We start from the raw sequence: 14,180 nt of genomic DNA, 5'->3' as shown, positions 1-14,180 counted from the left end.
AAATGCCGCACACGCCAGTGGTCGCATGCTCTGCAAAATTTCTAGGAGCACGGAATCATGAGTGTGTACGAGTGGGCACGGCAGGAGTTACGCAGAAGCCAGGACGCGGCGCAGGAAATCGGCTTTGACCCGGGCTTGACCCTGCGCGCCATGCTCAGTGCGGTGGTGCAGCAGAGCAAGGGCGTGCGCAGTTTTGAAGACCTGGCCGACGAACTGCAATACCTTGCAGAGAATCTCGACGACCAGCAGGACTATGGCTTTATGCGGCCTTAGTGCTTGGGCTAAAAATCTTCGGAGAACAGTTCGTCCTCGGCGTCCGGGCTGACCGGGATCTTGTGTTCTTCCGACGCCCAGGCGCCCAGGTCGATCAGTTTGCAACGGTCCGAGCAGAACGGGCGGTTGGGGTTTTCCGCTTTCCATTCCACGGGTGCGCCGCAGGTTGGGCATTCGACGGTCAAGGGTTGGCTCATGATCGGCCTCCACGCAAAGTAAGGTAAAAGTGGTGCAGTCGCTCGACCTCGGCATGCAGCCGGGCCAAGTCCTGGTCATTGACCAGTACGTCATCGGCATGGCGCAGGCGATCTTCGCGGGTGGCCTGGGCCTTGAGAATCGCCTGTACCTGATCTTCGCTGATGCCATCGCGCTGCAGGGTACGCTGAATCTGCAACGATTGCGGCACGTCGATCACCAGCACCCGCTGGGTCATGGTGTACTGGCCGGACTCGATCAGTAACGGTGACACCAGAATCGCGTAAGGCGATTTGGCACGCGCCAGATGGCTGCGAATCTCCTCGGCGATCAGCGGGTGCAGCAGCGCCTCCAGCCAGAGGCGCTCGCCGGGCACTTCGAAGATCAGCTTGCGCAACGCCCCGCGGTCAAGTTGCCCGTCGGGTCGCAGCACACTCGGACCGAAGTGCTCGGCAATCTGCGCCAGGGCTGGGCGCCCGGGTTCGACGACCCAGCGCGCGGCGTGGTCGGCGTCGATCAGGTCCACGCCAAGCCGTACGAAGTGTTCGGCTGCCGCGCTTTTGCCACTGCCGATGCCGCCAGTGAGGCCAAGAATCCAGGGTGTTGCAACAGGAGTGGTCATCTGAAACCGACAGACTGCAAATAGAAGTCGGTTATTTGACCACCCCAGAGCAATGCAATCCAGCCGGCAATTGCCAGATACGGACCAAAAGGCATTGGAACCGATACTTGGGATTTGCGCAGGCGCAATAGAATCAGGCCTCCCATCACGCCAACCAGGGACGACAGCAGCAGCGTCATCGGCAGGATCTGCCAGCCGCCCCAGGCGCCGAGCATGGCCAGCAGCTTGAAATCCCCGTAACCCATTCCGTCCTTGCCGGTGATCAGCTTGAACAGCCAGAACACCGACCACAGGCTCATGTAGCCGGCTACCGCGCCCCACAGCGCATCGGGCAATGACACAAAAGCGCCAAAGCTGTTGAGGATCAGGCCCAGCCATAGCAACGGCAGCACCAGCACGTCCGGAAGCAGTTGGTGGTCTACGTCGATCAGGCTCATCGCCAGCAAACCCCAGCTCAACATCATCACCGCGCCGGCGGCCCAGCCAAAACCGAAATGCCAGGCGACAACCGCCGAGATCAACCCGCACGCCAACTCGGTGAAGGGATAACGCGCGCCGATAGGTTGATGGCAACTCGAGCAGCGCCCCTTGAGCAGCATGTAGCTGAGCAGTGGAATATTCTCCCAGGGGCGAATCGGGTGGTTGCAGTGTGGGCAACAGGAATTGGGGCGCATCAGGTTATAGGGCGCCGCGATGGGCTCGGCGGGAAGGCCAAGGACTTCATGGGCCTGGGCTCGCCATTCGCGTTCCAGCATTTTCGGCAGGCGCCATACCAGCACGTTGAGGAAACTGCCGACAATCAGGCCCAGCACCAGCGCGCCAGATACAAACACCCAGGGTTGATAAACAAGAATCTCAGTCAGTGGTGTGCTCAAAAGGCGGTACCGAGTTGAAAGATCGGCAGGTACATGGCGAGCACCAATGCCCCGACGATGCCCCCGAGTACCACCATGATCAGCGGCTCCATCAGGCTGGTGAGGTTATCCACCAGGTGGTCGACGTCGGCCTCGTAGTGGCTGGCAACTTTTTCCAGCATGGTGTCGAGGGTGCCCGACTCCTCGCCGATCGCGGTCATCTGGATCGCCATGCCTGGAAACAGGCCGCTTACGGCCATGGATTCATTCAGTTGTGTCCCGGTGGATACGTCATGCCGCATACGATTGATTGCCTGTTTGAACAGTCCATTGCCCGTAGCGCCGGCCACGGAGTCCAATGCTTGCACCAGTGGTACACCAGCCGCAAAGGTGGTCGAGAGCGTGCGGGCGTAGCGTGCTACCGCCGATTTTTTCAGCAGTGTGCCTGCCACAGGGGCTTTCAACAAACGTGCATCGAGCCAGTGGCGAAAGCCAGTGGACGAGCGATAGGCTTTGCGCAGTCCGGCGAACCCGGTCCCTGCGGCCAAAATCAGTACCCACCAGTTGTGCTGCATGAACTCCGACAGGCTGATGACTCCCAGGGTAAAGCCCGGCAGCTGTGCACCCACACCGGCAAACAGGCCCTGGAACTGTGGCACAACGTGGATCAGCAAAATTGCACTGACAAGGGTGGCGACTGCCAGCACCGTCATGGGATAGGTCAGCGCCTTCTTGATTCTGGCTTTCAGTTGCTCGCTCTTTTCCAGGTGGGTGGCGACTCGTTCCAGCAGCGCTTCGAGCGCGCCCGCCTGCTCCCCCGCCGCAATCAGGTTGCAGTACAGCTCATCGAAGTAGCGTGGCTGTTTCTGCAGGGCGATGGCCAGGCTGCTGCCGGCGGCGATGTCCTGTTTCAGGCTCTGTACCAGCGCCCGCATAGGCCGGTTTTCAAAACCATCGGCGATGATATCCAGTGCTTGTAAAAGCGCGATGCCGGCCTTCAACAGCGTTGCCAGTTGGCGGGTGAAGAGGGCGATGTCCGCTGGTTTGACCAATGGAGCGAGTCTCGGCCAGTCCGCGGATTTTTTGCGTACGCGGCCCGGATTAATGCCCTGCTGGCGCAGCAGTGCCTTGATCAATGCAGGATTGTGACCGCTGGTTTCTCCAGATACCTTGCGCCCTTTGCGGTTGACGCCTTCCCAGGCATAGATCGCTGAAACATCATTCATTTCGCAGTTCCGCACACAGACAGTGGAAGATTTATAGCTTAGTCAGGTGACGGATTCGGGCAGGGCCGCCTTGAGCGAAAAAATGTCAGTTTGTGCGTCTTGTTCAGCATTGGCTGCGCGGGGGTGAGTACACTGGCGCGGTTGCCGAGACGGGGTGCAGGATGCGCCTCGCGATAGGTTTTATTCTGGAGAGTGAATGTGATGCGTCAGAAAGGTTTTACCTTGATCGAATTATTGATCGTCGTGGCAATCATCGGCATTTTGGCCACCATCGGCCTGCCCATGTACACCAAGCACCAGGCCAAGGCCAAGTTTACCGCTGGGTTGGCCGAGGTCTCCGCGTTGAAGGCGGGCTTTGAAGACACACTGAACCAAGGTACGCCACCGACCCTGGCGTTGATTGGCGGGACCAGCCCAACGGCCAACTGCAAGATTGACGTGACCGGCGACATCGCCACCGGTGCTGGCACGATTGCCTGTGAAATCCTCGACGCACCCGCGCCGGTCCTGGGCAAAATCATCACCTTGACCCGTGGTGCCACGACCGGCTGGAAGTGCACCACCACGGCAGAAGACCAATACGCTGCCAAGGGTTGCACTTCCGGCGGCGCCTGATCCGAAGGTCGTCTACTGTTTACGCAGCAATGGAGAGCATGTGCGTAAACCGCTCTACACCCACCACAAGGAAGTAGAAATTGCCGATGACGTTGTCTGTTCAGCAGCGGGGGAACACATTCCTTCTTGTGGTGATGTGTCTGTTGACGCTGGCTATCTGCGCACCGTTCAGTAGCCATGACTGGCAACGTGCGGTGCAGATATCGGTGGCGCTCTGTGCGGTGGTGTATGGGCTCTGCTTGCCGCAGACAGAGCGATGCGTTGATAGGCCGACACTGCTCGGGGTGTGGCTGATCGGTGCGGCGGGCCTGGTTTCGGCGCTGTTGGCCCATCAGCCGCTCTGGGCGCTGACCGAACTGGCGCTGGTCATCAGTTGCGGCGCCATTGCCGTGGCTTTCAGCCGGGCCAGGCGCAACGGGGATGAGTCCCTGGACCGTGTCTTGATCCTGTTCGTATTGCTGTTGTGCATGATTAAAAGCATTCAATATCTGCACGCAGGTGTCCTCGCCTTTACCAGCGGCGAATCGGTCTTAGACCCCGATTTGCTGTTGTCCGGATTTTCCAACAAGCGCTTCTACGGCCAGTTCCAGACCTTCACCCTGCCACTGCTGGCACTTCCCTTGCTGGTTTCAAACGTTGCTCGTCCAGTGCGGGGCGCGGTGTTTGCGCTGCTCTGTGTCTGGTGGCTGATCGCGATCAGTGGTGGTACCCGCGGCACGTGGCTTGGTATGGGCGTTGCGGGCTCCGTCTTGATGTTTTTGGGGCTGCAGGGTCGCCGCTGGGTGGTCTGGCAGTTGGCGGCACTGGCCTGTGGGTTGTTACTGTATTGGCTGGTGTTCAGCGTGCTGGCAAAGTACTTGGGGATTGAAATTTCCAACGCCGCCGTGGACCGCCTGACTACCAGTTTGTCCGGGCGTGGACCTATCTTGTGGCAGGCCTGGCACATGATTCTTGAGCGTCCTTGGCTGGGGTTCGGGCCGATGCATTTTGCCGACATCGCCAACGACATTGCCGCTCACCCTCACCAGGCGATTCTGCAGTGGGCCAGCGAATGGGGCATACCGTCGACGCTGTACGTGATTGCGCTGGTTGCGTGGGCGGGTTGGGCAACCGTAGGTGTGTTGCGTGAGCGTGCGTTGTCATTGGCGCCCGTGGACCTGCTGCGCCTGTGCCTGTTTGCCTCGTTGATCGGTGCTCTGACCCAGGCACAGGTGGATGGGGTGATCGTGATGCCGGTGTCACAGCTCTGGCTGGCGCTGGTGGTTGGGTGGCTGATGGCATTGCATGTGTGGCGCATTCCATCGGTCGCTCCGGTACCGGCGTTGTACAGAGCGTGGACGGCAGCGAGCGTCGTGGCCGTGGGCGTACTGGTATTCGTCGCGATCCGTGACGTGCCCCACCTCACCGAGCGCAGCGAGCACTACATGGGCCTGAGCAACGATCACCTGCAGCCACGCTTTTGGGTGCAAGGAGTGATTGCCCTCGAAAAGCAGTGAGTTGCCGGACGTCCAAGGCAGTGCTAGCTTTAGCCCACCGCCCGTGTAGCTCAGCCGGTAGAGCAGCGCACTCGTAACGCGAAGGTCGCAGGTTCGATTCCTGTCTCGGGCACAAAGGCAACACAGTTTTCAGATGATCCCAGAATGGTTCTGAAGGCCAGACGAACCGGTATTCATGCCTGTTCTTTTGTATCTGCGCGACCTTGATGACCCAGATGCATCCCCATTCCTCGATCTAAGAGAACGACATGACCACACAAGAAATGACCCAGGAAGCGCGGCACGAAGCAGCCCTCAAAAAGTACGTCGCGGAGTCGCCGGAACTGCTGGATGAGATCAAGGACCTGAGCGCCGATGATCAAAGGGACCAGATCCAATGGGCATTTGAGGATGAGGCCGAAGCCCAGGGCTTGCAGCCATGGGAGCTCACCCTGAAGTACACCTCCACCCCCGAAGCGTTCGAGGCGGCGCGCCTGGCGTTGCACAAGGAAGCGGCCGAGGTGCTGGGTGTCGACTGGAACGAGTATTGCGGGATGAACAACCTCGCGATCTGACACGAGCTTAATGTGGTGAGGGAGCAAGCTCCCTCGCCACAACAGCTAGCGCTTACATTTAAGGGTGTCTCAGAGACTGAGCCGCATCGATAAATCCACTGCCTTCACATCCTTGGTCATCGCCCCGATGGAGATGTAGTCCACGCCAGTTTCAGCGATGGGCAGCAGAGTGCTTTCGTTGATCCCGCCACTGGCTTCCAACTTGGCTTTGCCGCCGTTCAGGCGCACGGCTTCACGCATGTCATCCAGGCTCAGCTCATCCAACATGATGATGTCGGCGCCCGCCGCCAGTGCTTCGCGCAGTTCCTCCAGGCTTTCCACTTCGATTTCCACCGGCTTGCCCGGGGCGATCTTGTGGGCGGCGCTGATGGCCTGGGCAATGCCACCGCAGGCCGCGATATGGTTTTCCTTGATCAGGAACGCGTCATACAGGCCGATGCGGTGGTTGTGGCAACCGCCGCAGGTCACGGCGTACTTTTGCGCCAGGCGCAGGCCGGGCAGGGTCTTGCGGGTATCCAGCAGCTTGACTTGGGTAGCAGCGACAAAATCCGCCAGGTACTGGGCACGGGTGGCAACCCCTGACAGCAACTGCAGGAAATTCAGCGCGCAACGCTCGCCACTGAGCAGCGAACGGGCCGGGCCTTCGAGGTGAAACAGCACCTGGTTCGGGCTGACGCGCTCACCGTCGCGCACCTGCCAATGCACGGCGACGCGTGGGTCCAGCTGGCGAAATACCGCTTCCACCCAGGCCGTGCCGCTGATGACGGCGGCATCGCGAGTGATGATCGTGGCCTTGGCCAGGCGTTCGGCCGGGATCAGTTGTGCGGTGATATCCCCACTGCCGATGTCTTCCAACAGTGCGCGACGCACGTTGGCTTCGATTTCGGCGGTCAGGTCGGCTAGACGAAGATTGGGCATGACAGGCTCCACAAACAAAGTGCCTGGATTATAGGGGCAGGGCGGGCCTGAACCCAAGGCGACAGGTACCACTGGCGCTGCTCATTTACCCAGTGATCACAGAGTTTGCTGGCGCAACAACCCTCATTTGCAAGATAATCTCGCGCCTTGCAATTGGCGTCATAGCTTTGACGTCGTCGTGATAGTCTGTTTTTCGCAGTGCTCCGGGTACTTTGCCCCGTTGCCGCACCGATCTTCACACACTCGAATACCGCCGTTTCAGGAGGCCAGGATGCACAATGACGGGAAGGTGGTGCCGATCAATAAGGCACGGGCGACGCCGTCACCGCTCGCCCGCCTGCCGGTGGTATTGCTCCAGGTCCGTGACAAGGCGGCGCAGCAACTCAGGCAGGGATTGCAGGAGCTGTTTGATAACGCCGACGACACCCTGTTCGAAATGGCCGACAAGTCCCGCAGCAACGTCGACCACGGCATTTTCTTTGAGGCCATGCGCGACTTGCGCCTCAAGCGCAAGAATTTCGAGCGCGGCTTCATGGAGCAGCTCTACGAGGCGTTTGCCAATCTTGGCAACGTGGAGAGCGGTGATCTGCAACTGATTCCGGTAGTGTCCTACGCGGCGGTGCCCGGCGTATCCGGCGACGCGCTGGAAAAAGCCGTTGCCCTCGAGGCCATGCTGGGCAAGGTGCTGCGCCGCGATGGCCTGGCCCTTGGGCAGTTGACGGCGCGTTTGAACGCGTTGCTCGACAAGCACATGGATGATCGGGATAACCCTCTGGGCCCGGCGATGCTGTGTGCGTTCTTTCTGCAAGCGGGACGCAGCCTTGGCGTGGAGATTCGGGTCAAGCTGATCATCCTCAAGCTGTTTGAAAAATACGTCCTCAGTGACGCTGATCTGTTGTACGGCGAAGCCAACCAGTTGCTGATCGCCACCGGCGTATTGCCTGAGCTCAAGGCGGTACCCTCGCGGCGAGCGGTCGCCACCGCCGATTTGCCTGAGGACACCCCACCGACTACCGGCCATCCCGCAGACGATAGCGGGCAGGAAGTCTTCGCGGCGTTGCAGGAATTGCTGACTGCGGTGCGCGGCAGCGTGGCCCCCACCCTTGAGGCCAGCGCCGAGACCCAGCCAATCTCCACCCGTGACCTGCTGCGCCTGCTCTCGCATTTGCAGCAATACGTGCCTGCGCCCGAGGTCGAGGATGACTTCGACCTGCGCAACCAGCTCGAACAATTGCTGACCCGGGTCAGCGTCAAGAGCGGCAAGTCGCGGGTGGTTGAGGACGCCGACGAGGACGTGATCAACCTGATCGCCATGCTCTTCGAGTTCATTCTCGATGACAGCACGGTGCCCGAGTCCCTCAAGGCCCTGATCGCCCGCCTGCAGATTCCGATGTTGAAAGTGGCGGTGCTCGACAAGAGCTTTTTCAGTCACGCCAACCACCCGGCGCGGCGCCTGCTCAATGAAATCGCGGCGGCGGCCATGGGCTGGAGCCAGCGCGACGATTATCAGCGCGACAGCCTGTACCTGCACATCGAGCAGGTAGTGCAGCGGTTATTGAACGATTTTGTGGATGATCCGGCGATCTTTTCCCAGCTCCTGACGGAGTTCACTGCGTTTACCCATGACGAGCGGCGCCGCAGCGAATTGTTGGAGCAACGTACTCGTGATGCGGAGGAGGGGCGCGCCCGTACTGAAATCGCCCGTCAGCGGGTGGCTGAGGCCCTTAATCTGCGGCTGATGGGTAAAGTGCTGCCCGAGGTGGTGGTGCAGTTCCTACAGCAGGCCTGGAGCCAGGTGCTGTTGCTGGCCTGCCTGAAGCATGGCGAGCGTTCGCCGCAATGGGCGGGCGGGTTGCGCACCATGGATGAGTTGATCTGGAGTGTCGGCCTCAGCGAAGACACCGAAGCGGGTCGGCACTTGCTGGAACAGTTGCCTGAATTGCTCAAGGCCCTGCGCGACGGGCTAAGCGGCGCCGCGTTTGATCCTTTCATCACCCGGGAATTTTTCACGCAGTTGCAGGCACTGCATGTCCTGTCTTTCCGGGGCAATGCCGATGGAAAGTCTTCACTGTCGCAGGTTGAGGTGCGCGAGGCATTCGTCCTCAGCCCTGCTGCACCGGCCCTTGCGGTGAGCCTGCCGGAAGATGACCCCGACCTGCTCAAGGTTCGCCAACTGCGAGTCGGTTGCTGGGTCGAATTCCAGGAAGACGCTGAAAATACCCTGCGCTGCAAGCTGACGGCGATTATTGCGCCGGGCAATACCTGTATTTTTGTGAATCGAACCGGCCTCAAGGTCCTGGAAAAAAGTCCGGTTGAACTGGCATTGGAGTTCAAGCGCGGTGCGGTGCGAACCCTGGATGATGCGCTGCTGTTCGACCGTGCCCTGGCCTCGGTGATTGGCAACCTGCGCCAACTTCATCGCGCCAAGTGATCGCAACCAGACAGCGGAACGCGGCATACTGAGTCACCTCAGCCTCGTTCAAGGAACCTGTATGCAGTTGGACCCCGCCAGCGGTTGGTGCCAGGGCATTCGTCATTGCCCTTCACCCAACTTCAACGAGCGCCCCGGTGGCGAGATTTCCCTGTTGGTGGTGCACAACATCAGCCTGCCTCCGGCGCAATTCGCCACCGGTAAGGTGCATGAGTTTTTCCAGAATCGTCTGGATGTCACGGAACATCCCTACTTTGAAGGTATTGCCGACCTACGGGTTTCTGCGCATTTTCTGATTGAGCGTGATGGCGCGGTGACGCAATTTGTTTCGTGTCTGGACCGTGCCTGGCACGCCGGCGTATCGAGCTTCGAGGGCCGTGAGACGTGTAACGACTTTTCCCTGGGAATTGAACTGGAAGGTACCGATGACCTGCCGTTCACCGATGCTCAGTATCAATCCCTGATCGCCCTGACGCGCCAGTTGCTGGCGGTGTACACGGGCATTACCCGCCAGCGCATTTGTGGCCATAGCGATATCGCCCCGGGACGCAAGACCGATCCCGGACCCGCTTTTGATTGGGCGCGCTTTCGCAGCGCCTTGCAGGATGGAGGACACGCACAATGAGTTTTCTGGTGCTGGTGTTGGCGGTATGGATCGAGAAATTCTCGGCCCTGCGCCAGCGTATACAACGTGATGGTGGTTGGCTGCGGGAGTTGGCCAAGCTGGAATCAAGCGCCAGCCTGGGCAAGCGGCCATGGCTGATTCTCGCGCTGCTGGTGCTGCTGCCGGTGGCACTGCTCGCGCTGTTGCTGTTGGTGCTGGAACCGGTGGCTTATGGATTGTTGGCGCTGCCGGTGCATTTGCTGGTGGTGATCTACAGCCTGGGCCGTGGCGATCTACTGGCCGGGTTGGGCCCGTTTCGTGATGCCTGGCGCCGGAGTGACCTGCAAGCGGCCGAACATGTGGCCGAGCGCGACTTGAGCATCAGCGCCGACAGTGGCGAGCAACTGCTGGAGCGGGTCCAGGGCCATCTGTTATGGCAGGCCTACCAAAGCTTCTTCGCGGTGATTTTCTGGTACTTCCTCCTCGGGCCGGTGGCTGCCTTGGCCTACCGGTTGCTGGCGCTGGCGACCGAGCACAGCCAGAACCCGCTGGTGGCCGAGCGTGCCGGGCAATTGCGCCATGCCTTCGACTGGTTGCCGGTACGCCTGTTGGCGGCGAGTTTTGCCCTGGTAGGCAACTTCGTGGCGGTCGGCCGGGTGATGCTGCATGAGTTGCTGAGCTGGGACATCAGCGCGGCGCAACTGGTAGAAAAGGTGGGCCTGGTGGCCGCTGAAATCCCGCCGCCGGTGGTGGGGCCTGAGGGTATCAACAGCCTCGACCGTATCTGGGAATTGCTGCTGCGCGCCGCTGTGCTGTGGTACGCCGGCTTTGCCATCTGGACTGTGCTGCCCTGATCCACCCCCCTCTGTAGGAGCGAGCTTGCTCGCGAAAAACGCAAGGACACCGCGTGCATCCAGATAGCGCGCATTATCGTTGACGTCCTTCGCGAGCCAGCTCGCTCCTACTTCGTTAACCTTAAGTTACAAACCTCCTTTTCGAATTGAGCTATACAGACAGAGCGCCCAATAGTGGCTATCTGCCGCCGCCCTGCGCCCTCAATAAAAATAAAAGAAAAGGGAGTTCACCTGTGAAGAGCTTGCTCTATCCCGCCGTCGCGTTCATGAACCGCCTGACCTTCGGCATGAAGTTCAGTCTTATCAGCGTGCTGTTCCTGTTGCCGATGCTGGCCACCAACTATTACCTGGTGCGCGACTCTTGGCGTGAATTCCAGGGCACCCGCGTCGAGCTGCAAAGCCTCGACCTGCTGGGCAGCAGCCTGGCCCTGCGCCGCGACCTGGAAACCCTGAACAACCAGGTCCAGATCAACGCAACCCTCGGCCAATCAGGCAAAGCCGGTGATATTGAAAGCCAGATCGTCGCCTTGGAAGAGAACCTGCTGCAGCGCCTGCAAGGCTTCCACGCCCTGTCTGCCGACCCCGAGCAAGCCGCCGCCTTCGAAGCCAAGCGCGATGAAATGATCGCCGCCTTCAAGGCCCAGCAACAGGAAACCTCGCTGCTCAGCAAAAGCGCGCTGATCGGCAAGCTCCTTAACCAGGCGCAGATGCTCAGCCAGATCATCGCCAGTCAGTCGGGCTTGAGCCGCGACCCTCAGGGCGACCTGCGCCAACTCAGCGAACTGATCACCAGCGTCACCCCGCACGTCACCCAGACCCTGGGCGAAGGCCGGGCAATGGGCGCTTATTCGTTGGGCCAGGGTTTTCTCAACTCGTCCTCCAGTACCCGCTTTGACGAATTACTGCAGCAACTGGAAAAACTCCAGGCCGAATACGGGCTGAAACTGCAAGATGCCCTCGGCTCCAGCAAGCCCGCCCACGCAGCGTTGGCCAGCCTGGCCGATGCGAGCAAGGCCAGCCTCAAGCAAGGCAGTGAGTTGTTCGAAGAGCAGGTCGTCGTGGCCGAAACCCTCGACGCTCCATGGCAAGGCTTCTACGACGAAGTCAGCAATTTGATGGCCAGGACCTATCAACTCGACGAAGCCACCCTGACCTTTCTCGAGCAGCAACTGGAGCAACGCCTGTCAGAAAACCGCACGCACATGATCGGATTGGTAGTGGCCCTGGCGTCGGTGTTTTTGCTGATCTTCTATTTGTACGCCGGTTTCTACGCCTCCACCCGCACCACCTTGCGCCGCCTGGGCGCGACGATGGACAAGGTGGCGGCCGGTGACATGACCGTCACCTTTATCGCCCACAGCCGCGACGAACTGGGGGATTTGGGTCAGGTGTTCAACGCCACCGTGGCCAAAATCCATGACCTGATCGAGCGGGTAGGGCACACCGTCAACCAGGTCGAACATCAGGCCGGGCAAGTGGAATCGGTCTCGGCCAGCAGCAACCAGGCCGTATCCGGCCAGCGCAGCCAGATCGAGCAAGTGGCGACCGCCATGAACCAGATGTCATCCACCGCCCAGGAAGTGGCTCGCAGTGCCGCAGCGGCCGTCAGCAGTGCCCACAGCGTCAACGATGAAACTGTCAGCGGCCGCGGCCTGGTGCAGTCCCAGCAAGGCAGCATCGCGGCGTTGGCCTTGGAGATCGATCAATCGGTGCGGGTGATCAACCAGTTGGCCATCGACAGCCAATCCATCAGTGGTGTGCTGGAGGTGATCAAGAGCATCGCCGAACAGACTAATCTGCTGGCGCTGAATGCCGCCATTGAGGCCGCGCGTGCCGGTGAGCAAGGACGCGGTTTCGCCGTGGTGGCCGATGAGGTGCGCACTTTGGCCCGGCGCACCCAGCACTCCACCGAGGAAATCGAGCAGATGATTGCCAAGCTCCACAGTGGCGTCGGCGCAGCGGTGAAGGCCATGGGCAGCAGCCACGAGATGGCCACTGGCACGGTGGGACAGTCGGCAAAAGTCCAGCAGGCCCTGGAAAATATCCTCGGCGCAGTAGGCATGATCGTCGACCAGAACCAGCAGATTGCCGCCGCCGTCGAGCAGCAGACTGCCGTGGCCCATGATATCGATCAGAACATCGTCGAGATCAACCGTGCGGGAGAGCATGCGGCGCAGGGCGCGCACCAGACCGAAGAGGCCAGCCGGCAGTTGTCCTTGCAAGTGATCGAGCTGAAGCAGTTGATCGGTGCCTTTCGGGTGTGAGGCTTCGTTGTAGGAATATTTCGCGAATCACGTGGCGCTAGTCTCATTTTTGACGTTGATCTTTTTCCACTGCCAAAATGGGTGAGAATTGATTCACCTATTTACGCGGAGGTTCGGTCATGACCAACGCAGTCGTCGGCGTGAGAGGGCATTGCACTCATTGCGATATGTCTTTTGAACTCAAGCCTTGGCAACTCAATGCCATTGCCATGGATGTGCCTTTTGATTGCTCGTATTGCCATAAGGGCGTGCAGCCGAGTTGCCCCAAGCAGCTGAAGCAGTTCAAGTCCCTGGACAACCTTGGCCTGTTGCGTCCGAGCATGATCGTGCTGACCAGCGTGGCGCTGCTGGTGGCGTTGGTAGCCGAGTGGATAGGGCTGATCAGCGTGACCGGGCAGCTCAATGTCTCGCTGATGGCGGTGCTGATTTACTGCCTGACCCTGCGTTACGCCCGCCACCGCCAACGGATGACGCTGACATTGCGTGAGGTAAAACCCCTACCAGTTAAACAGCTCGCAGGCATTGCGGGTGCTCGCCTCGGCCAACGCTGAGGGGCTGATGCCCATGCGCTCCGCCAAGGCGGCACAGATGTCTGGCAGATGTTCAGGGCTGTTGCGCTGGCCGGGGTACATGACGGGCGCCATGTCCGGTGAGTCGGTTTCCAGCACCACGCTTTCCAGCGGCAGTCGCGCGATCACCTTGTGCATGCGCAGGGCTTGCGGCCACGTCGCCGCGCCGCCCAGGCCCAGTTTGAAGCCGTGCTTGATGTACTCGCGGGCCTCTTCCTGGCTGCCGGCAAACGCGTGGATGATGCCGCCCCGTGGCAGGCGAATGCGCTTGAGGGTGGCGATCACGGCGGCGTGGCTGCGGCGCACATGCAGCAGCGCCGGCAGCTGGAAATCCACTGCCAGCTTCAGTTGGGCTTCAAACAGGCGTTGCTGGCGTTCGCGGTCCAGTTGGTCGAGGAAATAATCCAGGCCGATTTCGCCCACGGCGCACAGTTGCCGGTGGCCTTTCAGGCGGGTCAGCCAGTCGCCCAGTTCGGTCAGGTCGGCAGGGCGATGGTCGTCGAGATACACCGGGTGCAGGCCGAAGGCGGCGAATAAATCCGCATCGCTTTGCACCAGGACCCACAAGCGTTGCCAATTTTGCTGATAGACCCCCAGCACCACCATCCTGCGCACGCCCAACTGGCGACTGCGGTTCAGGACCTCGGCGCGATCAGCGTCGAAGTCCGGAAAGTCCAGATGGGTGTGGCTGTCGATCAGCTCCAC

Annotated in this window: 15 protein-coding genes, 1 tRNA gene and 1 pseudogene; 11 read left to right on the top strand and 6 right to left on the bottom strand. The window is 60.3% G+C overall.

Features of this window, described 5'->3' with window-relative positions; all coding sequences use genetic code 11:
• Nucleotides 1-57 precede the first annotated feature (57 nt).
• Nucleotides 58-273 (top strand): hypothetical protein, encoded by a 216-nt coding sequence (locus tag D109_RS0116085; protein WP_003215917.1) that lies wholly within the window; start codon nucleotides 58-60, stop codon nucleotides 271-273.
• 8 nt (nucleotides 274-281) lie between these two features.
• Here the strand turns inward: D109_RS0116085 and yacG are convergent, their stop codons facing one another.
• From yacG to D109_RS0116065, 4 genes are read right to left on the bottom strand one after another with little or no spacing between them, the layout of a single operon-like run.
• Nucleotides 282-470: a DNA gyrase inhibitor YacG gene (gene yacG, locus D109_RS0116080; RefSeq protein WP_017477789.1), complete on the bottom strand. Its 189-nt coding sequence runs from the start codon at nucleotides 468-470 to the stop codon at nucleotides 282-284.
• Nucleotides 467-1,090, bottom strand: coding sequence for a dephospho-CoA kinase (gene coaE / locus D109_RS0116075; RefSeq protein ID WP_017477788.1), 624 nt, complete (start codon nucleotides 1,088-1,090; stop codon nucleotides 467-469). Before coaE ends, yacG begins: the two co-directional genes overlap by 4 nt.
• Entirely contained in the window at nucleotides 1,087-1,965 is an 879-nt protein-coding gene (locus D109_RS0116070; protein ID WP_371103571.1) for an A24 family peptidase, read from the bottom strand. The genes coaE and D109_RS0116070 overlap by 4 nt, the downstream gene beginning before the upstream one ends.
• A complete protein-coding gene (locus D109_RS0116065; protein ID WP_017477786.1) occupies nucleotides 1,962-3,170 on the bottom strand; it encodes a type II secretion system F family protein in 1,209 nt (402 codons plus the stop codon). Before D109_RS0116065 ends, D109_RS0116070 begins: the two co-directional genes overlap by 4 nt.
• A gap of 201 nt (nucleotides 3,171-3,371) precedes the next feature.
• On the opposite strand from D109_RS0116065, the gene D109_RS0116060 reads away from it, so the two are divergent.
• The 4 genes from D109_RS0116060 to D109_RS0116045 all read left to right on the top strand — a co-directional run bounded on the left by D109_RS0116060 (nucleotide 3,372) and on the right by D109_RS0116045 (nucleotide 5,835).
• Nucleotides 3,372-3,785 carry a pilin gene (locus tag D109_RS0116060; RefSeq protein WP_017477785.1) on the top strand — a complete coding sequence of 138 codons (414 nt, stop codon included), beginning with the start codon at nucleotides 3,372-3,374 and terminating at the stop codon, nucleotides 3,783-3,785.
• An 86-nt stretch (nucleotides 3,786-3,871) separates the two neighbouring features.
• Nucleotides 3,872-5,281, top strand: coding sequence for an O-antigen ligase (locus D109_RS0116055; protein WP_026078009.1), 1,410 nt, complete (start codon nucleotides 3,872-3,874; stop codon nucleotides 5,279-5,281).
• Nucleotides 5,282-5,320: 39 nt separating this feature from the next.
• Nucleotides 5,321-5,393, top strand: a tRNA-Thr gene (locus tag D109_RS0116050).
• 136 nt (nucleotides 5,394-5,529) lie between these two features.
• Nucleotides 5,530-5,835, top strand: a complete 306-nt coding sequence (locus D109_RS0116045; RefSeq protein ID WP_008437299.1) for a DUF6388 family protein — start codon at nucleotides 5,530-5,532, stop codon at nucleotides 5,833-5,835.
• A gap of 69 nt (nucleotides 5,836-5,904) precedes the next feature.
• Here the strand turns inward: D109_RS0116045 and nadC are convergent, their stop codons facing one another.
• Entirely contained in the window at nucleotides 5,905-6,753 is an 849-nt protein-coding gene (nadC, locus tag D109_RS0116040; protein WP_017477783.1) for a carboxylating nicotinate-nucleotide diphosphorylase, read from the bottom strand.
• 271 nt (nucleotides 6,754-7,024) lie between these two features.
• On the opposite strand from nadC, the gene D109_RS0116035 reads away from it, so the two are divergent.
• The 6 genes and pseudogenes from D109_RS0116035 to D109_RS0116015 all read left to right on the top strand — a co-directional run bounded on the left by D109_RS0116035 (nucleotide 7,025) and on the right by D109_RS0116015 (nucleotide 13,457).
• Nucleotides 7,025-9,184 (top strand): DUF1631 domain-containing protein, encoded by a 2,160-nt coding sequence (locus D109_RS0116035; protein WP_017477782.1) that lies wholly within the window; start codon nucleotides 7,025-7,027, stop codon nucleotides 9,182-9,184.
• 61 nt (nucleotides 9,185-9,245) lie between these two features.
• Nucleotides 9,246-9,809: a 1,6-anhydro-N-acetylmuramyl-L-alanine amidase AmpD gene (gene ampD / locus D109_RS0116030; protein ID WP_017477781.1), complete on the top strand. Its 564-nt coding sequence runs from the start codon at nucleotides 9,246-9,248 to the stop codon at nucleotides 9,807-9,809.
• On the top strand, nucleotides 9,806-10,642 hold the full coding sequence (ampE, locus tag D109_RS0116025) for a regulatory signaling modulator protein AmpE (RefSeq protein ID WP_017477780.1): 837 nt from the start codon (nucleotides 9,806-9,808) through the stop codon (nucleotides 10,640-10,642). The genes ampD and ampE overlap by 4 nt, the downstream gene beginning before the upstream one ends.
• A gap of 266 nt (nucleotides 10,643-10,908) precedes the next feature.
• A pseudogene (locus D109_RS1000000135275) lies at nucleotides 10,909-12,000 on the top strand (methyl-accepting chemotaxis protein); the annotation flags it as partial.
• Nucleotides 11,977-12,906, top strand: coding sequence for a methyl-accepting chemotaxis protein (locus tag D109_RS1000000135270; RefSeq protein WP_371103575.1), 930 nt, complete (start codon nucleotides 11,977-11,979; stop codon nucleotides 12,904-12,906). The pseudogene D109_RS1000000135275 and the gene D109_RS1000000135270, both read left to right, overlap by 24 nt.
• A gap of 119 nt (nucleotides 12,907-13,025) precedes the next feature.
• Nucleotides 13,026-13,457: a hypothetical protein gene (locus D109_RS0116015; RefSeq protein ID WP_032868673.1), complete on the top strand. Its 432-nt coding sequence runs from the start codon at nucleotides 13,026-13,028 to the stop codon at nucleotides 13,455-13,457.
• On the opposite strand, the gene D109_RS0116010 is transcribed toward D109_RS0116015, so the two are convergent.
• Nucleotides 13,404-14,180, bottom strand: a complete 777-nt coding sequence (locus D109_RS0116010; RefSeq protein WP_017477777.1) for a TatD family hydrolase — start codon at nucleotides 14,178-14,180, stop codon at nucleotides 13,404-13,406. The genes D109_RS0116015 and D109_RS0116010 overlap by 54 nt on opposite strands.

The organism is Pseudomonas sp. PAMC 26793 (assembly GCF_000313235.1).
Taxonomy (GTDB): domain Bacteria; phylum Pseudomonadota; class Gammaproteobacteria; order Pseudomonadales; family Pseudomonadaceae; genus Aquipseudomonas; species Aquipseudomonas yamanorum.
The sequence above is the reverse complement of the archived record's forward strand: the minus strand, read 5'-3'. Positions and strand labels throughout refer to the sequence as shown.

Coding starts and splice junctions, on each gene's coding strand:
- coaE (WP_017477788.1), bottom strand. CDS start 1,090: ATGACCACTCCTGTTGCAACACCCTGGATTCTTGGCCTCACTGGCGGC.
- D109_RS0116065 (WP_017477786.1), bottom strand. CDS start 3,170: ATGAATGATGTTTCAGCGATCTATGCCTGGGAAGGCGTCAACCGCAAA.
- D109_RS0116060 (WP_017477785.1), top strand. CDS start 3,372: ATGCGTCAGAAAGGTTTTACCTTGATCGAATTATTGATCGTCGTGGCA.
- D109_RS0116085 (WP_003215917.1), top strand. CDS start 58: ATGAGTGTGTACGAGTGGGCACGGCAGGAGTTACGCAGAAGCCAGGAC.
- ampD (WP_017477781.1), top strand. CDS start 9,246: ATGCAGTTGGACCCCGCCAGCGGTTGGTGCCAGGGCATTCGTCATTGC.
- D109_RS0116045 (WP_008437299.1), top strand. CDS start 5,530: ATGACCACACAAGAAATGACCCAGGAAGCGCGGCACGAAGCAGCCCTC.
- nadC (WP_017477783.1), bottom strand. CDS start 6,753: ATGCCCAATCTTCGTCTAGCCGACCTGACCGCCGAAATCGAAGCCAAC.
- D109_RS1000000135270 (WP_371103575.1), top strand. CDS start 11,977: ATGACCGTCACCTTTATCGCCCACAGCCGCGACGAACTGGGGGATTTG.
- yacG (WP_017477789.1), bottom strand. CDS start 470: ATGAGCCAACCCTTGACCGTCGAATGCCCAACCTGCGGCGCACCCGTG.
- D109_RS0116015 (WP_032868673.1), top strand. CDS start 13,026: ATGACCAACGCAGTCGTCGGCGTGAGAGGGCATTGCACTCATTGCGAT.
- D109_RS0116035 (WP_017477782.1), top strand. CDS start 7,025: ATGCACAATGACGGGAAGGTGGTGCCGATCAATAAGGCACGGGCGACG.
- D109_RS0116055 (WP_026078009.1), top strand. CDS start 3,872: ATGACGTTGTCTGTTCAGCAGCGGGGGAACACATTCCTTCTTGTGGTG.
- ampE (WP_017477780.1), top strand. CDS start 9,806: ATGAGTTTTCTGGTGCTGGTGTTGGCGGTATGGATCGAGAAATTCTCG.